We start from the raw sequence: 22922 nt of genomic DNA, 5'->3' as shown, positions 1-22922 counted from the left end.
GGCCGCCATGGCGGAGGTCGGCTTCACGCTCACGCAGCTGCGGTACTTCGCCGCGGCGGCGGAGCTGGGCTCCATGACCGCGGCCTCCAAGGAGCTGATGGTCTCCCAGTCGGCCGTCTCGACCGCGGTCGCGCAGCTCGAGAAGGAGCTCGGCGTCCAGCTGTTGCTGCGCCACCACGCCCGCGGGCTCACCCTCACCGCGGCCGGCGAGGCGTTCCAGCGCGAGCTGCGCAGCTACCTCGTGCACACCAGCGAGCTCGCCGAGGTGGCCCGCTCGGCCGGCCAGGCGCTCACCGGCGACCTGACCGTCGGCTGCTTCACCACGCTGGGCCCGTTCGAGCTGCCGCGCCTGCTCGCCGCCTGCGAGGCCGACCACCCCGGCATCCGGATCTCGGTCGTCGAGGACGAGCACGCGGCGCTCAAGCAGGCGCTGCGCTCGGGTCGGTGCGAGCTGGCGCTGATGTACGGCTACGACCTGGACGACGACATCGACCACGTCCGGGTCGGCGGCGCACCGCCGTACGTCCTGCTCCCGCGCGACCACCGCCTCGCGCGGCGCAAGAAGGTCGCGCTGAAGGAGCTCGCCGACGAGCCGATGGTGCTGCTCGACCTGCCGCACAGCCGGCAGTACCTCGAGCGCCTGGTCGCCTCGGTCGGCGTGCGCCCCACCGTGCGGCACCGCACCTCCGGCTTCGAGACCGTGCGCGCCATGGTCGCCAACGGCCAGGGCTGGTCGGTGCTCAACCAGCGCCCCGCCAGTGACATGACCTACGACGGTGCCGAGGTGGTCACGCTCGAGATCGCCGACCCGGTCGAGCCGCTGGAGGTGGTCGTCGCCTCGATGAAGGGCGTCCGGCTGACCGCGCGCGCTCAGGCGTTCGTGAGGTCCGCGGTCGGCACCCGGCGCCGGCCCAGGGCGTAGAGCGCGAAGCCGGTCGTCAGCAGCAGGCCGAGCAGGACCCCGATCCGCTGGCCGAACTGCGCCGGGTGCGCCGCGTCGAGGGCCGCGTAGACGGCGAGGTCGTCGCCGACGTACCAGAGCAGGTACGCCGTCGGCGGCACCAGCCACGTCAGCGGGTGCCACCAGCGCACCGCGTGGTGGTTGCGACCGACCAGGACGAAGTCGAGCACGACCAGGGACGGTGTCACGACGTGCTCGAGCAGCGACCAGGCGTGCCACAGGTTGCCGTTCTGCATCGGCACGTAGGCCAGGCCGACCAGCACCATCAGGGTCGTCAGCGCGCCGCGCAGCCAGGGGGAGCGGGGCTCCCGGACGGCCAGGGCGAGGAAGCACACGGCGACGGCGAGGTTGGAGAGCTGGGACAGCGCGGTCCACCACACGTCGTACTCCCGCGCCGCGAGGACCACCCCGCACGTCGCGCTGGCGACGACGAGGAGGCGCCAGAGCGCGACAGGGGCCGTGTTCACCGGGGAATGGTGTCACGTTCACCTCGTGTTCACCCAGCGAACGCTGCCTCCGCCCGGTCGGGGGCCACCGAGGGCCGGGTACGGCGCCGGACCGCCTCCGCGACCACCAGCACCACCAGGTTCGGCGCCAGCGCGATCAGGCCGGAGTCCCAGCTGCCGATCGGGACCTCGAAGAAGGTGATCCAGGCGACCGTCACGACGCCCACCACCATGCCGAGCAGGACGGGGACCGCACCGACGGTGACCCGCGAGCGCAGGCCGATCAGTGTGGCGGGGGCCATCTGCGTGAGCCCGCCGTAGGTGAGCAGCAGCAGGGAGGCGATGTCGGAGTTCGCCAGGCCGAACACCAGCGAGAGGCTGATCGCCGCGACGACGAACACGGTGTTGAGCCGGAACCGCAGCGACTCCCGCACCGGCACCAGGTTGGTCGAGAGCAGCGAGGAGATCCCCATCGCGATGGCGGCGGCCGGCACCATGGCGGCCGACGCGCCGGCGATGGCGACGACCGCGACCAGCCACGACGGCAGCGTCGCGTTGGCGGTGTCGAGCAGCACGTGGTTGCCCGTCGTGTCGGCCGCGAGCGCCTGGGTGGCGGTGAGGCCGACGATGATCGGCGCGAACAGCATCAGCTGGTAGAGCGCGAGCCACTTGTAGTTGCTGCGCAGCACCTCGCCGGACTTGGCCGCGAGGACCGGCGGCCACAGGTGGGGGAAGGTGTTCAGGCCGGCGCCGATGCTGGTCACGATGACGGCGGTCAGGAAGAACGTCGTGTCCCAGCCGGGCTGGCTGAAGTCGAGCAGCTGCGGGCCCACGCTGTGGATGTGGGCGAAGGTGTCCGGGATGCCGGCGATGCCGAAGACGGCGCCGCCGAGCACGATCAGCAGGGCGGCGATCATCAGCACGTCCTTGACCACGGCGACCCGGGCGATGCCGCGGATGCCGGACCAGATGACGAAGACCACGACGAGCAGGCTGGCCACCACCATGGACAGGCCGCGGCCGGCCTCGCTGCCGGTCGCGAGCTCGACGATCAGGCCCAGGCCGGTGATCTGCAGCTGCAGGTAGGGCAGCAGGAAGATCGCGCCGACCAACGCGGACACCTTGCCGAGCAGTGGGCTGTCGAACCGGTCGGAGAAGAAGTCGGCCTGGGTCAGGTAGCCGCGCTGCTCGCCGAGCTGGCGGATCCGGGGCGCGACGAAGTAGAGGCCGATCGAGCAGATCGAGAGGTAGGCGAGGGCGAAGACGCCGACCACGCCGCCGCCGAACGCGATGCCGGCGAGGCCGAGGAAGCTGAACGTGGTCAGCGAGTCGCCGGCCTGGAGGAACCAGGAGGTCCAGCGCGGGAAGCCGCGGCCGCTGACGGTCCAGTCGGCCATGCTCGTGCTGCGGCGCCCGCTCATGCCGAGCGCGCCGAGGGCGACGATGCCGAGGATGATGGCGGTGGTCAGGATCATCGCTGGTCCTCCTCGGCGTCGTGGCGGACCTCCGATGCGGCGAGCTCGGCGGCGTCGAGCTCTGCACCGCCGCTGCGGCGGTAGCTCGCCTCGACGATCTGCAGCGCGACGACGGTGCCGACGACGCACAGGGCGGTCCAGACCAGGACCGACGGCAGGCCGAACCACAGGTGCGGCCCGTTGACGAACGGCAGCAGCGGCGTGGCCAGGAAGCCGGCGACCGGGACGGCCGCGATCGCCAGCCGGGCCGGACTGGCCAGGGTGGGGGTGGACGGGTTCACGAGAGGACCTCCGGGAGGCGAGGGGCGCAGCGGCCGTGGCCGGTCGCTGCTTCGAATGCGGCGGCGATGCCGAGGAGGGTGGAGTCGGTCCGGGCCCGGGTCACGACCTGGAGACCGATCGGCAGCCCGTCGGGGGTGAACCCCGCGGGCACCGAGATCGCCGGTACGCCGAGGGGAGTGAGCAGATAGCTGGCGGCCATCCAGTCCAGGTAGGTGTGCAGGGCGATGCCGTCGACGTCGGTGGGCCAGGCCTGCTCGACCGGGAAGGGGGCGACCTGGCTGACCGGGGCCAGCAGGACGTCGTACTCGTCGAAGAACTCGTGGGCGGCGCGCTGCAGCCGGGTCACCTCGGCGAACGCCTGCAGGACGTCACGGCCGGTGTGCCGCTGGCCCTGGCGGATGTTCCAGGCCAGGTCGGCCTTGAACGCGTCGGGCTGCACGGCCAGCCGGTCGCCCCACAGCAGGTCGAACTCGGCCGCCCGCAGCGTGCGGAACGCTTCGTCGGAGCCGTCGAGGTCGAGGCAGGTGTCCTCGACGTGGGCGCCGAGCTCGGCGAAGACCTTGACCGCGGGTTCGAGCACGTCGAGCACCTGGCGCTCCACGGGGATCCGGCCACCGAGCGTGGGCGCCCACGCGACGCGCAGTCCGCACAGGTCGGCGGTCGTCACGGTCGCCGCGCCGGGTCGGTCGCCGTGGTGGGAGAGCGGGTCGTCGCGATGGGGACCGGCGAGCACGGAGAGCAGCAGGGAGACGTCGTCGACGGTTCGGCCCATCGGCCCGGAGACCGCGAGGGGGCTGAAGACGACGCCGGTGGTGGGCTCGGGGACCAGGCCCGGGGTCGGGCGCAGGCCGACGACATTGCACATCGCGGCCGGGTTGCGCAGCGAGCCGCCCATGTCGCTGCCGTCGGCGACCGGCTGGAAGCGCGCCGCCAGGGCCGCGGCCGCGCCGCCGCTGCTGCCGCCGGCGGTGCGGCCGATCGCGTAGGGGTTGTGGGTGGCGCCGAAGACCTCGTTGAAGGTGTGTGACCCGGCCGCGAACTCGGGGACGTTGGTCTTGCCCACCCGGACCGCCCCGGCGGCCTGGGCGCGCCGTACGACCTCGTCGTCGGTGGCCGGGACGTCGTCGGCATGCAGGGGCGAGCCGTAGGTCGTGCGCAGCCCGGCGGTGGCGTGGGTGTCCTTGAACGAGATCGGCACGCCGTGCAGCGGCGCCAGAGGTACGCCGGCCGCCCGGCGCCGTACGGCCGCCTCGTCGGCCGCGGCGGCGGCCTGCTCGGCGCCCTCGCGGTCGAGGGTCACGATGGCGTTGACGACCGGGTTGTCGCGCTCGATCCGCTCGAGGTGGGCGGCGAGGACCTCCCGTGCGGAGAACGTCCCCTCCTGCTGGCCCGCCACCAGCTCGCGGGCGGTGGCTTCGGTCAGGTCATCGACCACGGTTCTCCTCCAGGGGCGGTGCGCGGTGGGTCCGGGTGACCCACCCCACACTGTTGTTTGGGCCACAGTCTTTGTCATGATGTCGATCTGGGTCAATAGATCGCGAAGAAATAGTAAAATGAGACAAATGGCGAGGTCTTCGTGAACATGCGGGCCGTCTTCCCCGGTCCAGGTGGCCGGGTGCCGGATACTGGCCGCGTGTCGAGCGCCCCCCTGGACCCGTTGTCGCAGCGGATCGTCGGAGCCCTGCAGGTCGACGGGCGCGCCTCGTGGCGCAGGATCGCCGAGGTCCTCGACGAGCCCGTGCGTACCGTGGCCCGCCGCGGCGCGGCCCTGCTCGAGGAGCGCACGGTCCAGGTCGTGGGCCTGCCCAACACCGACCCGACCCATCTGCTGCGGATCCGCTGCCGTGCAGGCACGACCGCGGCCGTGGCCGCTGCCGTCGCGGCCCGTCGCGACACCGTCTTCGTCTATGCCCTCGGCCGGGCGCCCGAGATCGTCGCCGAGGTGATGACGCCGTACGCCTCGCTGGCGGCTCTGGTCCTCGACGAGCTGCCCGCCCTCGACGGGGTCGAGGAGGTGCAGGCCGACTCCGCACTGCTCTACTTCCGCACCATCGCGGAGTGGCTGCCCGGCCTGCTGAGCGCCGAGGAGGTCGCCGCGCTGGGTGGAGTCCCTCCTGCGGAGCCGTTCTCGCCCGAGACGCACTTCCGCCTCGACGACGTCGAGCGGACCCTGCTCGACGCACTGGCCGCCGACGGCCGCACCCCGCTGCAGGAGATCGCCGAGCTGCTCGGCTGCTCCGACGCGACCGCGCGGCGCCGGGTCGAGCAGCTCGTGGAGCGCGGGGTGCTGCGGATCCGGGCCGTCGTCGAGCCCGCTCTCCTCGGCCTGCCGGTGGAGACCCTGCTGCGCGTGCGCGTCCGCCCGACCGAGGTCGACGCCGTCGGACGAGCCCTCGTCGGATCGCCGCTGGTGCGCTACTGCACGTTCGTCGCCGGCGAGGACCAGCTCCTCGTCGACGTGACGACCCCCGACGTCGACGGGCTCCGCGCCCTGCTGACCGACCCGGCCTGGATCGGCGGCGCCGACCAGGTCGTCGCGACACCCCTGCTGCGTGCCTACAAGCGCGGCGGCGTCCTGGTCGACGCCTCGGTAGGGTCCTCGCATGAGCGCTGACTGGCGGGCCGAGACCGTCGAGAAGATCCGGTCCCTGATCGTGGCGGCGGAGCCCGCGGTGGTGGAGGAGGCCAAGTGGAAGAAGGCCTCCAACCCCGACGGCGTGCCGACCTTCTCCGCCGACGGCCTGGTCGCGACCGTCGAGACCTACAAGGACAAGGTCAAGGTCACCTTCGCCAAGGGCGCATCGCTCGAGGACCCGACCGGCATCTTCAACGCCAGCATGGACGCCGGCACCCGCCGCGCGGTCGACGTGTTCGAGGGTGAGGCTCTCGACGACGACGCGTTCGTCGCGCTGGTCCGCGAGGCCGTCGCGATCAACCGCGGCTGAGCCCTGCCCGCATGCACTTCGTCGGCATCGACCTCGCCTGGGGCGACCGCAGGCCCACCGGGCTCGCGGTCGTCGACAGTGAGGGCACCCTCGTCACGGTCGCTGCGGTCCAGGACGACGACGAGATCGTCGCCGCGCTGGCGCCGTACGTCGAGGGGGAGTGCCTGGTCGCGATCGACGCGCCGATCGTCGTACCCAACGCCACGGGCAACCGCCCCGCCGAGGCGGCGCTCAACAAGGACTTCGCCCGCTTCGACGCAGGCGCGCACCCGTCCAACACGGGCAAGCCGGAGTTCCGCGAGCAGCCGCGCGCGGCCCGGGTGGCGGCCCGGCTCGGACTCGACGTCAACCCGCGCTCGCGCCGCCCGCGCCGGGCCATCGAGGTCTACCCGCACCCCGCCACGGTCGCGCTGTTCCGGCTCGGCCGGACCCTGAAGTACAAGGACAAGGCCGGCCGCGACCTCGAGCAGCTGCGGGCCGAGCTGGTCGTGCTGATCGGCCTGGTCGAGGGCCTGGCTGCCGCCGAGCCGCCGCTGCACGTCGCCGTCCTGCCCGCCTGGCAGGCGCTGCGTGCCGCTGCCGAGACCGCGACCCGGAAGAGCGAGCTGCGCGTCGTCGAGGACCAGGTCGACGCCGTCGTGTGCGCCTACATCGGCCTGTTCGCCGAGCGCCGGCCCGAACAGACCACGACGTACGGCGACCTGCAGACCGGCTACATCGTGACCCCGACGCTGCCCGCCGACCTCGAGCCCACCCCGCGCCCGCGCCGCGGCGCGCCTCCGCTCGACGTCGGCTCCGCCGTGCGCCGCTACGCCGAGGTGCAGCCCGGTCTGCGCGGGGTCACCGACGGCTTCGTGGCGCTGGTGACCTCGATCCTCGACGAGGCCGGCATCAACTACCTGACCGTCACCGGCCGTACGAAGTCGGTCTCCTCGTTCGCCGCCAAGGCCGCGCGCACCGTCGACGGGCGCCCCCTGTACGCCGACCCGCTGCACGAGATCACCGACCAGGTCGGCGTCCGCGTGATCACCTACGTCCACAGCGACGTGCAGGCCGTCGTCGACCTCCTCGACGACCAGGTCGTCGTCCACGACGACCGCGACCTCGGCCAGGAGACCGCCAGCGAGGGCCGGTTCGGCTACTCCAGCCGCCACCTGTTGGTCGGCCTCGAGCCCGGCTCCGAGGGCCCGCTGCAGGGCCACCAGGCCGCGATCCAGATCCGCACCGTCCTCCAGCACGCCTGGGCCGAGTTCGAGCACGACATCCGCTACAAGGGCAGCGTCCCGCCCGAGCACGTCCTCGAGCTGGACCGCCGCTTCACCCTCGCGGCCGGGCTGCTCGAGCTCGCCGACCGAGAGTTCTCCACCATCCGCGACCTGCTGCAGGGCCCGGTCGGCTCCGCCGCCGGCGAGGACGAGCCGTACGACGAGGACGACCCGCGGATCAGCCCGCGCGAGCTGGCCGCCTTCCTCGCCGGCCAGTACGCCGACGCCGGCTGGTCGCGCACCGACCACTACGCCTGGATCTCCGCGCTCCTGCTCGAGCTCGGCATCACCTCGCTCGCCGCGCTCGGCGAGACCCTGCGCTCGGTCGACGAGGACGCGCTGCGCGAGCGGATGGGCTACCGCTACCCACCGGGCGCCGTACGCCGCCTCGACGACGCGCTGCTCTGGGTCCACGGCGAGCGGTACGCCGACCTGCGCGGCAACGCGCACCGGGCGCCCGCCCTGCGGGCCCGGTGGGCGAAGATGCGCGGCGAGGACTGAGCGTGGGCGGGGATCTCTACATCCTCGACCTGGACGACATGCAGCAGTCGGCCGTCGACCTCGGCGACCCGACCCGCCTGGTCTTCGACTACGTCCGGCGCATCGGCGACCTCCTCGACGTGATGCCCGCGGGGCCGCTGCGGGTGCTGCACGTCGGCGGTGCCGCGATGACCCTGCCGCGCTACGTCGCGGCCACCCGGCCCCGTTCGGCCCAGATCGTGCTCGAGCCCGCCACCGAGGTCGTCGAGCGGGTCCGCGCCGAGGCGCCACTGCCGCCGCGCAGCGGGATCAAGGTGCGTCCCGTCGACGGCGAGACCGGCATCCTCGCGGTGCGTGACGGCTCCCAGGACGTGGTCGTCCTCGACGCCTTCGCCGGCGGGAGGGTGCCCGAGTCGCTGACGTCGGCCGGCTTCGTGGAGCAGGTCGGGCGGGTCCTGGCGCCGGACGGGATGTTCGTCGCCAACCTGGTCGACCGGCCGCCGTACCCCCGGGTCCGGGCGTTCGTCGCCGCCGTCCGCGCGCTCGGCGACGTCGCGGTCGGAGCCGAGCCGGCGACCCTCAAGGGCCGACGCCCGGGCAACCTGGTCGTCGCCAGCGGCGAGGTCCCGGCCGGTGCGTTCGGCGAGCCCTCGCCCCTGGAGTACCGCGTGTTCCGCGGCCGGGCTGTGGCCGACGCCTTCGGCGGCGGGAAGGCCGCGACGTAGCGGTCCTGCGGACGTACCGACCGATCCCCTCAGGCGCCGATGGTGTCGGCGAGCGTGACGATCGCCTGCTGGAACGCCTCGAGCGGCGGGTGGACGATGCCGGCGCCGATCATGCCGATGCCCGGGTCCTTGTGGGCGATGGCCGTGTTGATGAGTGGCAGGATGCCGGTCTCGATGACCTTGCGGACGTCGATCCCGGTCGGCACGCCCATGAAGTCCAGTGCCGGGATGGTGACATTGGGGTTGTTGGTCGTGGTGATGGCGTTCATCGTCTTCGAGTAGCCCATCGCCTCCTGCACGGTGCCGCCGACGAGCGCGACGATCGCGGGCGCTGCGGCCATCGCGAAGCCGCCGATGCCGAAGGTCTCGGTGATGGCCGAGTCGCCCATGTCGAGGCCGGAGTCGGCCTCGGTGTAGCCGGCGAACATCGGGCCGATCACCTGCTGTGCGGGACCGGTGAACCACTGGTCGCCGGTGCCGGAGACGCGGATGCCGAAGTCGACGCCGTTGCGGCACATGGCCGTCACCACCGTCGAGTCCTCGATGCCCGCGGCGGCGTCCATCGCGGCCTTGGCGGTGACCATCCAGGTCGGGCCGGAGAAGTAGTCCGAGGACGCGACGAAGTCGAAGACCTCGCGCTTCTCCTTGGTCGTGAAGTCCGCCTCGAGGATGTACGGCGCGAGCGCCTGGATCAGCAGCGTCGTACCGGCCACGTTGCGGTTGTGGGCCTCGTCGCCCATGTGCAGGGCCTGGGACAGGAGCAGGCGCAGGTCGAGGCCGCCCTCGTTGAGCTCCATCGCGCCGGCGAGGATCGGGCCGAACACGTCGCGCATCCAGTTGAGGCGGTCGATGACCGACTGGTCGTTGGCGCCGAAGCGCAGGATCTTGGAGAGCTGCTCGGACAGGTTCGTGTACGCGGTGTTGCCGTGGGTGCGGTTGGTGACCTTGTGGACCCACATGCTGGCGCTGGTGACACCGGCCATCGAGCCGACCGACTGGTGCTCGTGGCAGGGGGAGAAGGTGATCTCGCCGGAGCCGGCGAGCTCGCCGGCCTCGTCGAGGTCCTTGGCGAGTCCCTCGAAGACGAGCGCACCGGTGACGGCACCCTTCATCGGGCCCGACATCCGCTCCCAGCTGATCGGCGGACCGGCGTGCAGGATGGTCCTCCTGGTCATCCCCGGCACGGTGTCGATCGCCTGGCCGAAGCCCTCGAGGAAGGGCTGCGCGGCGAGGACCCGGCTGACCGCCTCCTCGTTGGCGGCGTCGATCCTCTCGGCCAGCTCGGGACGCTCGAGGCGGCCGAGGGCCGCGATGATCTCCGGGTCGCCGCCGCCCGGCGGGGTCCAGTTCATCCGGACCGGCGCCACGCCCTGGGCGGTGAGGTCCTCGGCGAACATGTCGAGACCGAGGTTGACCGGCTTGAGGCCGGTCGAGAACAGGCTGGTGATGCTCATCAGTGGTCACCCTTCGCAACGAATTCGCGGGCCAGCAGGCCGAGGTTGGTGGAGGAGGAGGCGATGGTCACGCCGGCGGCCTCGAGCTGCGCCACCTGGTCGGCGATCGCCGGGGTGTCGAGGTCGGTGCCGAGGACGTAGCCGAGGATCTCCAGGTGCTGGCCGCGCGCGGCGGCCTTGGCCTTGGCCTCCTCGATGGCGGGGATGGTGACGCCGACCGGGTCCTCGTGGGAGCCGAAGCCGAGGATGAAGTCCATCGCGATGACGCCGACCTCGGGGTCGTCGGCCTCCTGGACCAGGCGCTGCAGGCGCAGCGACGGGTCGATCATCGGGTGCGGGCGACCGTCGGTGAAGTCGTCGTCGCCCATGTCGAGGAAGGTGTGCTCCTTCGACGGGTCGGTGGCCCCGAGGACGTACGACGGGTCCTTCTGGATGTTCGAGTAGACGTTGTCGAACGTCGCGAGCGCCGCGAACATCGCCTCGTCGCACAGGGTGCCGCCGCAGAACAGTCCGCGGACGTAGCGCTGCTCGGGAGCCAGCTTGGCGCGGACCTCCTCGATCAGCGGGAGGTTGAGGGCGTGCAGGTCGAGCGTGGACTCGTCGACGCCGGTGGCGAGGACGGCGGCCAGCGCGGCGGGCTTGGTGCCCGACACGAGCTGCACGTTGGCGTGGCCGGACTCGGTGCGGGGTGAGCCGAGGAAGCAGACGACGGCCGGCTTGCCGGTCGCGCCGAGGACGGCGAGCACCTTCTCGGCGACCTCCTCGGCCGGCGGCTTGGAGACGACCACGATGACCTCGGTCTCCGGGTCGGCTGCGAGGGCCTGGATGGCGTCGACCATCATCAGGCCGCCGACCTCGGCGGACAGGTCGCGACCGCCGGTGCCGATCAGCTGCGAGACGCCGCCGCCGAAGTCGTGCACCCGGACCGAGATCTCCTGGCTGCCGGTGCCCGAGGCGCCGACGATGCCGACCGAGCCCCGGCGCACGGCGTTCGAGAACGCGAGGCCGGTGCCGTTGACGATCGCCGTGCCGCAGTCGGGTCCCATCAGCAGCAGGCCCTTGTCGTGGGCCAGGCTCTTGAGCTCGATCTCGTCCTCGACCGACACGTTGTCGGAGAAGATCATCACGTGCTTGCCGGCGACGAGCGCCTTGCGGGCCTCGCGGGCGGCGAAGGCACCGTTTACCGAGATCAGCACGAGGTTGCTGTCGGGGACCTCGGAGAACGCGCCGTCGAGCGTGCGGTAGCGGACCTCCGCGGTGCCCTCGGCGCCCGTGCTCTTGCGGGCCAGGATGTCGTTGACGGCCTGGATCGCGTCCTCGACGAGGTCGTCGGCGGCGTCGATGACGATCATCAGGTCGCTCGGCCTGGCGGCGTCGATGGCGGGGTCGTGGACGCCGACGTTGGCGAGGACCTCCTTGTTCATCGGCGTGGCCATGCCCAACAGGGCCTGGGTGACGCCCTCGACGGCGTTCGCCTTGGTGCTCATGGACATGAGCGAGACCGAGTCGAGGTAGGTGTTCTTGCGGATGTCGATGTACCTGGTCATCTCAGGTCCTCTCAGAGGTAGCGCTCGATCACGGCGGCGAGGTCGTCGAACCCGCGCTTGCGCGCGAGGTCGAGGGGCGTGACGCCCCACTCGTCGGTCATGCCGGGCTTGGCGCCGTGCTCGAGCAGCAGCTCCGCGGTCTGCTGGCGGACCGGGCCGCCGTCGCCGAGGATGATCGTCTCGATCAGGGCGGTCCACCCGAGGGTGTTGGTCAGGTTGACGTTGATGTTCGTGTTCTCGAGCAGGTAGCGCACGATCTCGAGGTGGCCCTTCTCGGCGGCCGGGGTGAGGCCGTTGCCGCCGAAGCGGGTGAGCCGCTTCAGATCGGTGCCCGCCTCGACCATGATCCTCACGAGCTCGAGGTCGTCGTGGATGCACCCGTGGATGAACGGGTTGAAGCAGGTCTGGTCCTGCGCGTCGATGTCGACCCCCTCGCCGATCAGGAAGCGCACCACGTCGTGGTGCCGGCCGCGCGCGGCCGCCAGGACGGCGCTCGCCTCCTCCCGGTCGACGGCGTCCTTGTCGGCGCCGTCGGCGAGGGCGGCGCGTACGCCGTCCAGGTCGCCGGCGGCCGCGGCGGCGAGGTACCGCTCGTCGGCTGGGGGTGTGGTCACGAGATCTCCTTCGGGTGGATGGGTGACGGAACCGCGAGGCGGTCCGCCTGGCGCAGGTCCGCCTCGAGCGCGAGCCCGAGGCGCAGGCCGGTGAGGATGTCGGCGCCCGAGGTGTGGCCGATGGCGCGCACCCGCAGCACGGCGTCGACCAGGGCCGGGGTGGTACCGGTCGCGCCGAGGGCGGAGACGAGGACGTGGATCCGCTGGCGCCCCCGGCCGGCGACGGCCTCGGTCAGGGTCGCCGCGCTGACCTCGGTGGTGCGCTCCTCGAGCGGGCTGCCGCCGAGGACCGCATCGGCCAGGGCCGGCCGGATCCGCTCGAGCAGCATGCCGCCGGCCGCCGCGAGCACGGCGAGGCCGGTCAGCACGTCGTCGCCGCTGGGGGTCAGCCCGGAGCCGAGCCCGACCAGGCGGGCCGCGGCTGCAGTGGTCGCCTCGCGGTCGCCGTCGCGGACGGCGTCGCCCAGGACCGCCGTACGACGGCCGAGCTCGTCGGCGCTGAGGACGTCGAACGGCGTGCGGCCGGCCGGGGGCGTCAGGTGCCGCTCGATGGTGGCGGCCGCGGCCCGCAGCTCGTCGGGGGCGAGCGCGGCCAGCGCCGTGGCGTCGGCGGGGGAGGGCTGCCAGCGCGCTGCGCCGGCGAGCACGACCGTCGTGCCGTCGTACTCGTGGGTCAGGTGGGGGCCGAACCGGACCGGGTCGTCGAGGTGCCAGTCGATCCGCGCCCAGTCGGCGGCGGCGATCCGGACGGTGCGCGGCGCGTCGTCGAGCTCGTCGCTCGACAGGCAGCAGAGCAGGCCGTCGGGCGTGCGCAGGTTGACGACCTTCGTGTGCACGGAGTGGACGGCGCCGGTGCGCCCGTCGGTGGGGAGCCCGTCGGCGAGCAGCGCGTCGACGGAGACGGCGTCGACCAGCCGTACCGCGTGCTCTCCGGCAGTCGCCACCACCCGGGACTCCTTCGTCTGGGCTCGTGAGTTCTCGTGAGGGACCCGTGAGCGGGGCCTCAGTCCCTCAGCTGATGGTATACCATTCTACTAAATGGTATACCAAGCCGTACCCCAGCAAGCAGGAGGATGTTCATGCGAGTCGTAGTGGCCCTGGGCGGGAACGCCCTCGCGCGTCGAGGCGAGCCGATGACGGCGGAGTACCTGCGGGCCAACGTCCGCTCCACGTGCCAGGCGCTCGCCGAGCTGGCTCGCACCACCGAGCTGGTGATCACCCACGGCAACGGACCGCAGGTCGGCCTGCTGGCACTGCAGAACCTCGCCTACCAGGACGTCGCGGCGTACCCGCTCGACATCCTCGGCGCCGAGACCCAGGGCATGATCGGCTACGTCGTCCAGCAGGAGCTGGCCAACGCCGTCAAGGGCGAGCGTGAGGTCGCGGGCATCATCACGACCACCGTCGTCTCCGAGGACGACCCGGCCTTCGACCGGCCCACCAAGCTGATCGGCCCGCAGTACTCCGCGCACGACGCGGCCGAGGCCGCGGCCGAGTACCGCTGGACCATCGCCAAGGACGGCAACGCGTTCCGCCGCGTCGTCCCGTCGCCGCAGCCCCTCACCATCGTCCAGGCACCGCTCATCCAGCGGCTGCTCGAGGACGGCACCCTGTGCGTGTGCGTGGGTGGCGGCGGTGTGCCGGTCCGCCTCGACAGCTTGGGCCGCCACGTCGGCGTCCAGGCCGTCGTCGACAAGGACCAGGCCAGCGCTGCCCTCGCCGCCGAGATCGGCGCCGACGTGCTGATCATGCTCACCGACGGCGACTACGTCAGCGAGAACTGGGGCACTCCCCAGCAGCGCGACATCGTCACCGCCTCGGCCGACGCCATCGCCGAGCTGACGTTCGCCGAGGGCTCGATGCAGCCCAAGGTGGACGCCGCGATCCGCGTCGCCCGCGCCGGCGGCCGGGTCCTGATCGGTCCGCTCGACCGGCTCGACGACCTCCTGGCCCGCAAGGTCGGCACCGAGATCGTCCCGACGCTCGACGAGGGCATCGTCTTCCTCGAGCGCGAGCCTGCCGCCTGAAAGATCCGTGACGAGCTGACGCGCGGGGCTGGCCGTCAGCCGCGAGCGGTGTAGGCGACGACGAGGTCCTCGACGGCCTGGGGGATCGTGGTCTCGACCGCAGCGACAGCGATCAGTCCGCCGCGCTCGTCGACCTCCGCACCCCGGGCAGCACCTGCTCGCCGTAGAACTCGATCATCTCCCGGTAGTGCGGACCCATGTTGGAGACGTACACCTCGTCGTACCCGGCTTCGGCGTACTCGCGCACGGCCGCGACGTGCTCGCCCGCGGCCGAGCCCGCGACCACGCTCTCGGCGGTGGCCTGCTTCGTCACCAGCTCCGAGGCCTGCTCGAAGTGCCGCGGTGACGGGAGGACCTGGGCCAGCTCGCCCGGGAGCCCGGCGTTGGCCCACAGCCGGTGGGCGTGCTCGACGCCCTCCTCCCTGCTGGGGGCGAAGGCGACCTTCAGCCCGGCTGCCGTCGGCCGCCCACCCGACGCCTCGCTGAACAGCGAGCGGAGCTCGGCGCCGGGCGCGGTGTTGACGTAGCCGTCCGCGATCTCGGCGGCGACCCGGGTCGCCTTCTCGCCGAAGCCCGACATCCAGATCTCCGGCGGGGTGCCGGGCAGCGTCCACAGGCGCGCGTCGTCCACCGTGAACCACCGGCCGCGGTGGTCGACGGTCTCGCCGGTCCACAGCGCCCGCATCAGGTCGACCGCCTCGCGCAGCATCTCGATGCGTACGTCGAAGGACGGCCACCCCTGACCGGTCAGGTGCTCGTTGAGCGCCTCGCCCGTGCCCACCCCGAGCCGGAACCCGGGGTTGAGCACGGCGCAGGTCGCTGCCGCGTGGGCGACCATGAGAGGGCTCTGCCGACCGATGGGACAGGTCACCGCGGTCATGATGGGCAGGGCGCTCACCTGGGCGATCGCCCCGATCATCGGCCAGACCATCGGGCTCTGCCCCTGCGTGGAGTTCCAGGGCTGGATGTGGTCGCTGATCCACAGCCCGTCGAACCCCGCGTCCTCCGCTGCCAGCGCCTGCTCGACGAGCTGGCTCGGCGTGTACTCCTCGCTGGACAGGAAGTAGCCGATCCTCACCTCACGACTCCGCCTCGGCCTCGAGCGTTCCCTGCAGCTCGTCCTTGCTCATCGACGAGGCGCCGGAGACGCCGGCGTTGGCGGCCTGCTGGTCGAGCTCGGCCTTCGTGATGTCGGCCGGCTGCTCGCCGAGGTGCTCCTCACGTGCGGCGAGGAACGCCTCGCCGAGCTCGGCCCGCCGCGCCTCGTCCAGGTGCTCACGCATGCCGGGCAGCACGGTCGTCTCCTCCTCCTCGACGTGGTGGCTGACCGCGTCGACCAGCTTCTTCAGCGCGGTCGGGAAGTCCGGCGACGACGGGTCGGTCTCGGAGAGTGCGAGGGCGAGCCGGTCGGCCTCGAGGTGCTCCTTCTGGCTGTGCTCGACGTCGTCGGCACCGCCGGCCTCGCTCGCCGCCGGGTAGACCTCGGACTCCTCGGCCCGGCTGTGGGCCGTGAGCAGCGTGGTCATCACGGGCACCAGCGCTGCCCTCTTGTCCGGCTCGTTGAGGAGAGTGTCGAAGAGCTTCTCGAGCTCCCGGTGGTCGTTCATGATGAGGTCGACGACGTCCTTGCTCATGGCCTGCTCCTCGAGGGTCCGTGGGTGCGCGGGTCCACGTCCGGACCCGAGGGAGGCCGTACCCGTGAACGCCCCGCGGATACCGAGAGCGGGGAGTCAGCGCCTCGGCGAGTTGGGTGGGTGAGGGTGAGCCAGTGGTCACTCACACACACCCGACCCCGGGAGACTCAGGCCATCTCGGGCACGTGCAGGTGCGCGTACGCCAGGTCGAACTCGTGCACCTCGACGACGACGCCGGAGGACTCCGTCGCCGCGCGCTCACGCATCTCGTCGGCCATCGCGCGGCTGGCCACCATCGCGTCGTGCGACTCCCAGGCCGTCGTCGCGCAGCCGAGGCCGGTGGCCCGGTCGACGAGCAGGCTGGCGCTGCAGAAGCCGTCCATCTCCTCCAGGCGGGGGAGCAGCGCGACCCGGAAGGTCTCGGTCATGGCGTCGAGGTCGCCCTCGAGCCAGCTGGCCCGGCAGCACGCTGCGTGGTGCGTGCGGTGCATGACGACGATCTCCCAGCTGTCGACCTGCATCGAGGCACCGAGGACGTCGCGGCCTCGGTCGCGCATCGGCCGCAGCATCGCGTCGCTCGCGGTCATCGCCTCCTCGGTCTCCCACGAGCTGGTCGCGATGCAGTAGCCGGTCGCGCGGTCGACCAGCAGCGACAGCCCGAGACAGCCCTCCATCTTGCTGAGCGTCGGGGCCGCCTCGGCCTCGACGAACTTGATGCCCGCGTCGATCTTGGCGGGGTTGCCGTGGAACGTGCTCGAACGTGCGTACACGACCCACTCCTCTCAGGGGCAGGGCGACGCCCGACCGGCATCGCCGGTAGGTCCCTGCCTACTCCTGGGCAGAGCGACACGCCAGCCCTCCGGAGTGGGCGGGCGGAGCGGGCGCGCGCAGCTCAGGCGTCGACCGGTCGCTCGTTGTAGGCGCCGGCCAGCTCCTGGCCGGTCAGCGCGTGGATGGCGTCCATGATCTCGTCGGTCGCCTCCCGTCGCGCCCGGCCCGGCGCGACGCCCTCGAAGCGCCCGGCGAAGTCGAGTGGCTTCCCGAACCGCACGGTGACCTTCGCCCGCCGGGGGAACCGGGCGTCGACCGGCTGCAGCTGGTCGGTCCCGGTCAGCCCGACAGGCACGACGGGTACGCCGGCCGTCAGGGCGAGCTGCGCCACCCCGGTCCGGCCGCGGTAGAGCCGCCCGTCGCGGGAGCGGGTGCCCTCGGGATAGATCCCGAACGCCTCGCCCTTGCCGAGCACGTCGAGCGCCACGTCGAGCGAGTTCAGCGCCGCGCGGGTGTCGCTGCGGTCGACCGGGACCATGCCGAGTCCCTCGAACCAGGCCCTGCTGAGCCGGCCCTTGATGCCGGGCCCGGTGAAGTACTCCGCCTTCGCCAGGAACACCACCTTGCGCGGTGCGACGATCGGGATCACCACGCTGTCGGCGAAGCTGAGGTGGTTGCTCGCGAACAGCACCGCACCGGTCAGCGGCACGTTGGCGACGCCCTCGATGGTCGGCCGCCACACGGCGCGGGCGAGGGGCGGGACCGTGGTGTGAAGGACCGAGTACAGCACGGGGCCAGCCTAGTTCTGCCCGGGTCCGGACCTTTTCCCCATTCCACGGGATGCCACGGCGGCCCGGCGCGGGGATCGTGGCTGGTGGGGGAGGGGCCACGAGGCCAGGAGGCCAGGAGCATGACGAAGTGGTGCGGCCCCGACGAGGCCGGGTACGACGAGCAGCGCGCTCTCTTCAACGCCATGATCGACAAGCGGCCCCGCGTCATCGCGGCCTGCGACGGACCGGCGGACGTCCGGGAGGCGCTCGAGCGTGCCGCCCGCGACGGGCTCGCGGTCGCCGTACGGTCCGGTGGGCACTCGGTGGCCGGGCAGTCGACCAACGACGACGGCCTGGTGGTCGACGTACGCCCGATGAAGGGGATCGAGATCGATGCCTCCGCCCGCCGCGCGCGGGTCGGCGCGGGCTGCACCTGGGGCGAGTTCGACGCCGCCGCGCAGGAGCACGGCCTGGCCACCACCGGCGGCCGGGTCTCCACGACCGGGGTCGCCGGGCTGACGCTCGGCGGCGGGTCCGGCTGGCTGGAGCGCCAGTACGGGCTCAGCTGCGACAACCTGCTCGCGATCGAGCTGGTCACCGCGGACGGCCGCGAGCTGCGGGCCGACGAGCGCCAGCACCCCGACCTGCTCTGGGCCAGCAAGGGCGGCGGGGGCAACTTCGGTGTCGTGACCGCGCTGGAGTTCCGGCTGCACCCGGTCGGACCGACGATCCTCGCCGGTCTGATGCTGTGGCCCTTCGACCGCGCCTCCGAGGTCGCGCACGCCTACCGGGACTGGGCGGACGACGCGCCCGACGAGCTGGGCACCGCGCTGGTCGTGATCAGCGGTCCGCCCGAGGAGTTCGTGCCGGCGTACCTCCAAGGCGAGCCGGCGGTCGGCCTCGCCGTCTGCTGGAACGGCGACCACGCCGTGGGCACCGAGCTGGTCCAGGTGATGCGCGACCTCGGGCCGGCGGTCGACTTGGTCGGGCCGATGCCGTATGCCGCGTTCCAGCAGATGATCGACGACCCGCCCGGCCTGCGGCAGTACTGGAGCGCCGACTACCACGACAGCTTCCCCGACGCGGCCCTCGACGTCTTCCTCGCCGCCGGCGCGGGCCGGCCCTCGCCGATGACCCAGCACCTCCTCCTCCCGTGGGGTGGCGCGCTGGCCCGCGTCGACGCCGACGCCACCCCGCTCAACCAGCGGGCCGCCCGCTGGGTCAGCCACCCGTTCGCGACGTGGATGGACGAGGCCGACGACGAGGAGAACATCGCCTGGGTCCGCGACTACCGCCGCGCCAACGCCCCGTTCACCACCGGCGGCGTCTACCTCAACTTCATCGGCGACGAGGGCGACGAGCGGATCCGGGCCGCCTTCGGTGCCGAGAAGTACGAGCGTCTCGTGGCCATCAAGTCGGAGTACGACCCCGAGAACGTGTTCGCGGGAAACCAGAACATCCGCCCCCGCGCGACCGTCTGAGCAGACCCGAGCAGACCCGAGCAGACCCGAGCAGACCCGAGCAGACCCGAGCAGACCCCGAACAGAGGAGAAGCCATGTCCGACAAGCAGAGCATCGACTCCCCGCACGAGCGCCGCGACTTCCAGGACCACGGCCACATGGACGTGGTCACCCTCGGTGACTTCACCCTCGGCCGCGGCACCTTCGAGCCCGGCTGGCGCTGGTCGAACGACGTCAGGCCGATCGCCGGCACCGACTCCTGCCAGGTCCACCACACCGGCATCTGCGTCTCCGGCCGGATGACGATCAAGCCCGACGACGGCGCGGAGTTCGACATCGGTCCCGGCGACGTCATCGACCTCGACCCGGGCCACGACGCCTGGACCGTGGGCGACGAGGCCTGCGTCATCCTCGACACCGGGGTCGCGGCGTACGCCAAGCCGACCTGAGGCCGAGTCCGATCGGTGTCGGGCCCGACCGGATCCGCTAGTGCAGAGGAACAAAAGGTCGCGGTCACGCTGGGCAGAGGGCGGGTGACTCCGGTCGCCGGCGCGTGGTTTGGTTCGGACAAGCCCCGCAAATCCTCTGACTAGGCGGTTCCCGTCATGAGCGTGCTCGACCAGGTCATCAACAAGGCCCAGGCGACCATCCCGATGGAGCGCCAGGTGCAGGGCATGCACCTGTTCCAGAAGGCCAAGCGCCGGGTGGTCGGTGACAAGCAGCCGGTCTTCGTCGAGCGCCCGATCCCCGACGTAGACGAGCTCGAGCTGACCGACATCGATGTGAGCAACCCCTTCCTGTTCGGGCAGGGGCAGTGGCGCTCGTACTTCAAGCGGCTGCGCGACGAGGCTCCGGTGCACTACCAGGCCGACAGCCCGTTCGGGCCGTTCTGGTCGATCACCCGGTACGACGACATCGTCACCGTCGACAAGGACTTCGAGAGGTTCTCCGCCGAGCCGCAGATCGTGATCGGCACCCCGCCGCAGGGCTTGGACATCGAGATGTTCATCGCGATGGACCCGCCGCGACACGACCAGCAGCGCGGCGCGGTCCAGGGCGTCGTGGCCCCGCAGAACCTCGAGGAGATGGAGGGCCTGATCCGCTCCCGGGTCAAGGAGGTCCTCGACGACCTACCGGTCGGTGAGCCGTTCGACTGGGTGGACAAAGTGAGCATCGAGCTGACGGCCCGGATGCTCGCCACCCTGCTCGACTTCCCCTACGAGGAGCGTCGCAAGCTCGTCTACTGGACCGAGGTGACCGCGGCCGGCGCCTCCACGACCGGCGGTCAGAGCGACGTGGACGAGATGTGGCGAGCCTCGGCGGAGATGGCGAGGAGCTTCAGCGCGCTGTGGCACGACAAGGCCGCCCGCCTGGCCGCCGGCGAGAAGCCCGGCTACGACCTGATCACCTTGATGCAGATGTCCGAGGACACCAAGGACCTGATCGACCGGCCGATGGAGTTCCTCGGCAACCTGATCCTGCTCGTGGTCGGCGGCAACGACACGACGCGCAACTCGATGTCCGGCGGCGTCCTCGCGCTCAACCAGTTCCCGGAGCAGTTCGACCGGCTCCGGGCCGACCACTCGCTCATCCCGAAGCTGGTCCACGAGATCATCCGCTGGCAGACGCCGCTGGCCTACATGCGCCGGATCGCCAAGCAGGACACCGTCCTGAACGGCCAGTTCATCCGCAAGGGCGACAAGATCGTGATGTGGTACGCCTCGGCGAACCGGGACGAGCGCACCTTCGAGAACCCCGACGACTTCGTCATCGACCGGCACAACGCGCGCCACCACCTCTCCTTCGGGATCGGCGTCCACCGCTGCATGGGCAGCCGGCTGGCCGAGCTCCAGCTGCGGATCCTGTGGGAGGAGCTGCTGGCCAGGTTCGAGGACATCGAGGTCGTCGAGGAGCCGGAGTACCAGCAGTCGAACTTCGTCCGCGGCTACACCAGGATGCAGGTCGTCCTCACGCCGATCGGCCAGGAGCGCCGACCCGGCCCACGGAGGATCTCCGCTCCCCGGCCGACGCGTCTGCGCTCCCGTGAGGGCTGGGTGACGAGCACCGCGGAGACCGAGGCCGAGCTGCAGGTCGCCGCTCGCCGCGAGGTGGCGAACGGCATCGTCGAGCTCACGTTGGCCGCCCCCGCCGGCGTACGTCTCCCGTCCTGGACCGCCGGCGCCCACATCGACCTCGTCCTGGGCCCGACCCTGACCCGGCAGTACTCCTTGTGTGGCAGCGTGGCCGACGAGTCCTCGTGGAAGGTCGGGGTGCTCCTCGACCCGGAGAGCCGGGGCGGCTCGGCGTACGTCCACGAGATGCTGACCGAGGGCGCGACCGTCCGCGTGCGCGGTCCGCGCAACCACTTCCCGCTCGTCGCGTCGCCGCGCTACCAGTTCATCGCCGGCGGGATCGGCATCACCCCGATCCTCGCGATGATCGAGGCGGCCGAGCTGCGCGGCGCCGACTGGAGCCTGCTGTACGTCGGCCGGTCCCGCGCGTCGATGGCATTCCTCGACCGGTTCGAGGGGGATGACCGGGTGACGGTGTGGCCGAGCGACGAGTGCGGCCGGTTCGACCTGGCGTCCGTGCTCGGGACGCCGCGGCGAGACACCGAGGTCTATTGCTGCGGCCCGGAGGCTCTGATGGACTCCGTCGAGGCGGGCTGCTCGGCATGGCCCGAGGGCAGCGTGCACCTCGAGCGGTTCGTGGCCAAGAAGGTCGAGGCATCCGAGGACGCGCTGGACACGTTCGAGGTCGAGTGCTCGCGCTCGGGGGTGACGGTGGCGGTGCCGGAGGGGACCACCATCTTCGACGCGGTCGACAAGGCCGGCGTCGACGTGATGGGCTCCTGCATGGAGGGCATCTGCGGCACCTGCGAGGCCGACGTGCTGGAGGGCACGCCTGAGCATCGTGACTCGGTGCTGTCCAGGACCGAGCGCGAGCGGGGCGACACGATCATGACCTGCGTCTCCCGCTCCCTGTCGAAGAAGCTGGTGCTGGACCTGTGAGCTACCCCAAGGACTGCTGGTACGTCGCCGCCACCCGTGACGAGCTGGACGGGGCCGGCGACGGCTTCACCGCTCGGCGCCTCCTCGACACGCTCGTCCTGCTGTTCCGGCTCGCCGACGGCTCGGTCGCCGCGCTCGAGGACCGCTGCGCGCACCGGCCCTACCCGCTCTCGGCCGGCCACCGCGAGGGCGATCTGGTGGTGTGCGGCTATCACGGTTGCACGTACGACGCGACCGGGCGCTGCGTCAGGGTGCCCTCCCAGGACAACCCTCCCTCGGGCGCCCGGGTGCGCACCTACCCCGTCGTCGAGCACGGCCCGTTCGTCTGGATCTGGATCGGCACCCCCGGCGGCGAGCGGCTGCGCCCGCCTCCCGCGACGCCCTGGCTCCACGACGGTGCCTGGAGCAGCGTGGGGGAGCGGCGCGACGTCGCCGCCGACCTGCTGCTGCTGCACGAGCACTACCTCGACCTGACCAACGTGTTCGCGATGCACCCGGAGATGGTGCCGCCGGGCATCGAGGCGCTGCCGCCGCTGGAGGAGGTCGAGGTGTCCGAGCTCTCCGTGTCCTACAAGCGCGAGCTGCCCAAGGCGCCCCTGGCGCCCTGGGAGGCCCAGGTCTCCGGTCTCGACAGTGACGAGTCGTTCGGTCGCACGGAGACCGGTGCCTTCGTGACCCCGGGCCTGCACAAGCAGACCTACACGATCTCCGGCTCCGGCGGCCCCGAGCTGGAGCTCGTGCGCACCCATGCCTTCACCCCCCGGTCCTCGGGCGCGACGCACGTGTTCCTGCAGATCTCGTGGCGCGGTGCCGCGGTCCCACCCGACGCGGGCGAGCAGCTGGCCGCCGTCTTCCACGAGATGGCCAGCCGGGACAGCGCCGTGCTCGAGACCATGCAGCGCTACCTCGACGAGGACACGACCCCGCGGCGCTACTTCAACGTGAAGGCCGATCGGGCCGCCGTACGTGCTCGGCGAATCCTGACGTCGATGGTGGAGGACGAGCGGGGACGCTAGCGACGTGTCGTCGTGACGTGTCGTCGTGACGGATTCCT

The 22922-nt window shown here is 71.8% G+C and carries 22 protein-coding genes; 10 read left to right on the top strand and 12 right to left on the bottom strand.

Annotation, left to right across the window (positions count from 1 at the left end):
- Window positions 1-7: 7 nt before the first annotated feature.
- The gene (locus FBY23_RS16865) at window positions 8-922 is read left to right on the top strand and encodes a LysR family transcriptional regulator (protein WP_141799201.1); all 915 of its coding nucleotides are present in this window, start codon (window positions 8-10) and stop codon (window positions 920-922) included.
- Here the strand turns inward: FBY23_RS16865 and FBY23_RS16860 are convergent.
- The 4 genes from FBY23_RS16860 to FBY23_RS16845 are packed head-to-tail and all read right to left on the bottom strand — an operon-like array spanning window position 871 to window position 4599.
- Window positions 871-1428 (bottom strand): hypothetical protein, encoded by a 558-nt coding sequence (locus tag FBY23_RS16860; protein WP_141799200.1) that lies wholly within the window; start codon window positions 1426-1428, stop codon window positions 871-873. The genes FBY23_RS16865 and FBY23_RS16860 overlap by 52 nt on opposite strands.
- Before the next feature lie 29 nt (window positions 1429-1457).
- Complete coding sequence (locus tag FBY23_RS16855) at window positions 1458-2882, bottom strand: sodium:solute symporter (RefSeq protein WP_141799199.1); 1425 nt, start codon at window positions 2880-2882, stop codon at window positions 1458-1460.
- Window positions 2879-3163 carry a hypothetical protein gene (locus tag FBY23_RS16850; protein WP_141799198.1) on the bottom strand — a complete coding sequence of 95 codons (285 nt, stop codon included), beginning with the start codon at window positions 3161-3163 and terminating at the stop codon, window positions 2879-2881. Before FBY23_RS16850 ends, FBY23_RS16855 begins: the two co-directional genes overlap by 4 nt.
- Window positions 3160-4599, bottom strand: a complete 1440-nt coding sequence (locus FBY23_RS16845) for an amidase (protein WP_260806059.1) — start codon at window positions 4597-4599, stop codon at window positions 3160-3162. Before FBY23_RS16845 ends, FBY23_RS16850 begins: the two co-directional genes overlap by 4 nt.
- A gap of 198 nt (window positions 4600-4797) precedes the next feature.
- Between FBY23_RS16845 and FBY23_RS16840 the strand changes: the two genes are divergently transcribed.
- From FBY23_RS16840 to FBY23_RS16825, 4 genes are read left to right on the top strand one after another with little or no spacing between them, the layout of a single operon-like run.
- Complete coding sequence (locus tag FBY23_RS16840; RefSeq protein WP_222117852.1) at window positions 4798-5778, top strand: Lrp/AsnC family transcriptional regulator; 981 nt, start codon at window positions 4798-4800, stop codon at window positions 5776-5778.
- Entirely contained in the window at window positions 5768-6109 is a 342-nt protein-coding gene (locus FBY23_RS16835; protein ID WP_141799196.1) for a DUF1801 domain-containing protein, read from the top strand. The genes FBY23_RS16840 and FBY23_RS16835 overlap by 11 nt, the downstream gene beginning before the upstream one ends.
- 11 nt (window positions 6110-6120) lie before the next feature.
- Window positions 6121-7875, top strand: a complete 1755-nt coding sequence (locus FBY23_RS16830; protein WP_141799195.1) for a DUF429 domain-containing protein — start codon at window positions 6121-6123, stop codon at window positions 7873-7875.
- Between the two features lie 2 nt (window positions 7876-7877).
- On the top strand, window positions 7878-8579 hold the full coding sequence (locus tag FBY23_RS16825; RefSeq protein WP_141799194.1) for a spermidine synthase: 702 nt from the start codon (window positions 7878-7880) through the stop codon (window positions 8577-8579).
- 29 nt (window positions 8580-8608) lie between these two features.
- On the opposite strand, the gene FBY23_RS16820 is transcribed toward FBY23_RS16825, so the two are convergent.
- The 4 genes from FBY23_RS16820 to FBY23_RS16805 are packed head-to-tail and all read right to left on the bottom strand — an operon-like array spanning window position 8609 to window position 13141.
- Window positions 8609-10033, bottom strand: a complete 1425-nt coding sequence (locus FBY23_RS16820) for a DUF1116 domain-containing protein (RefSeq protein WP_141799193.1) — start codon at window positions 10031-10033, stop codon at window positions 8609-8611.
- Window positions 10033-11580, bottom strand: coding sequence for an acyl-CoA synthetase FdrA (gene fdrA, locus FBY23_RS16815; protein ID WP_141799192.1), 1548 nt, complete (start codon window positions 11578-11580; stop codon window positions 10033-10035). The genes FBY23_RS16820 and fdrA overlap by 1 nt, the downstream gene beginning before the upstream one ends.
- A gap of 11 nt (window positions 11581-11591) precedes the next feature.
- Window positions 11592-12194 (bottom strand): ankyrin repeat domain-containing protein, encoded by a 603-nt coding sequence (locus FBY23_RS16810; protein ID WP_141799191.1) that lies wholly within the window; start codon window positions 12192-12194, stop codon window positions 11592-11594.
- A complete protein-coding gene (locus FBY23_RS16805; RefSeq protein ID WP_160158272.1) occupies window positions 12191-13141 on the bottom strand; it encodes a DUF2877 domain-containing protein in 951 nt (316 codons plus the stop codon). The genes FBY23_RS16810 and FBY23_RS16805 overlap by 4 nt, the downstream gene beginning before the upstream one ends.
- A 132-nt stretch (window positions 13142-13273) precedes the next feature.
- Between FBY23_RS16805 and FBY23_RS16800 the strand changes: the two genes are divergently transcribed.
- Window positions 13274-14221: a carbamate kinase gene (locus FBY23_RS16800; protein WP_141799189.1), complete on the top strand. Its 948-nt coding sequence runs from the start codon at window positions 13274-13276 to the stop codon at window positions 14219-14221.
- A 112-nt stretch (window positions 14222-14333) separates the two neighbouring features.
- Here the strand turns inward: FBY23_RS16800 and FBY23_RS16795 are convergent, their stop codons facing one another.
- The 4 genes from FBY23_RS16795 to FBY23_RS16780 form a co-directional block, all read right to left on the bottom strand.
- Window positions 14334-15299 (bottom strand): TIGR03557 family F420-dependent LLM class oxidoreductase, encoded by a 966-nt coding sequence (locus FBY23_RS16795; protein ID WP_141799188.1) that lies wholly within the window; start codon window positions 15297-15299, stop codon window positions 14334-14336.
- A gap of 1 nt (window position 15300) precedes the next feature.
- Window positions 15301-15855: a hemerythrin domain-containing protein gene (locus FBY23_RS16790; protein WP_141799187.1), complete on the bottom strand. Its 555-nt coding sequence runs from the start codon at window positions 15853-15855 to the stop codon at window positions 15301-15303.
- 167 nt (window positions 15856-16022) lie between these two features.
- A complete protein-coding gene (locus FBY23_RS16785; protein WP_141799186.1) occupies window positions 16023-16625 on the bottom strand; it encodes an antibiotic biosynthesis monooxygenase in 603 nt (200 codons plus the stop codon).
- Window positions 16626-16747: 122 nt separating this feature from the next.
- Complete coding sequence (locus tag FBY23_RS16780) at window positions 16748-17416, bottom strand: 1-acyl-sn-glycerol-3-phosphate acyltransferase (protein WP_260806058.1); 669 nt, start codon at window positions 17414-17416, stop codon at window positions 16748-16750.
- 120 nt (window positions 17417-17536) lie between these two features.
- Here FBY23_RS16780 and FBY23_RS16775 point away from each other — a divergent pair, with 120 nt between their 5' ends.
- The 4 genes from FBY23_RS16775 (at window position 17537) to FBY23_RS16760 (ending at window position 22884) form a co-directional block, all read left to right on the top strand.
- Window positions 17537-18877 (top strand): FAD-binding oxidoreductase, encoded by a 1341-nt coding sequence (locus FBY23_RS16775; RefSeq protein WP_222117851.1) that lies wholly within the window; start codon window positions 17537-17539, stop codon window positions 18875-18877.
- A gap of 75 nt (window positions 18878-18952) precedes the next feature.
- The gene (locus FBY23_RS16770; RefSeq protein WP_141799185.1) at window positions 18953-19306 is read left to right on the top strand and encodes a cupin domain-containing protein; all 354 of its coding nucleotides are present in this window, start codon (window positions 18953-18955) and stop codon (window positions 19304-19306) included.
- Between the two features lie 156 nt (window positions 19307-19462).
- Entirely contained in the window at window positions 19463-21868 is a 2406-nt protein-coding gene (locus tag FBY23_RS26715; RefSeq protein ID WP_141799184.1) for a cytochrome P450/oxidoreductase, read from the top strand.
- A complete protein-coding gene (locus FBY23_RS16760) occupies window positions 21865-22884 on the top strand; it encodes an aromatic ring-hydroxylating dioxygenase subunit alpha (RefSeq protein ID WP_141799183.1) in 1020 nt (339 codons plus the stop codon). Before FBY23_RS26715 ends, FBY23_RS16760 begins: the two co-directional genes overlap by 4 nt.
- The last annotated feature ends 38 nt before the right edge of the window (window positions 22885-22922 follow it).

Source organism: Nocardioides sp. SLBN-35 (assembly GCF_006715725.1).
Lineage (GTDB): Bacteria > Actinomycetota > Actinomycetes > Propionibacteriales > Nocardioidaceae > Nocardioides.
The sequence above is the reverse complement of the archived record's forward strand: the minus strand, read 5'-3'. Positions and strand labels throughout refer to the sequence as shown.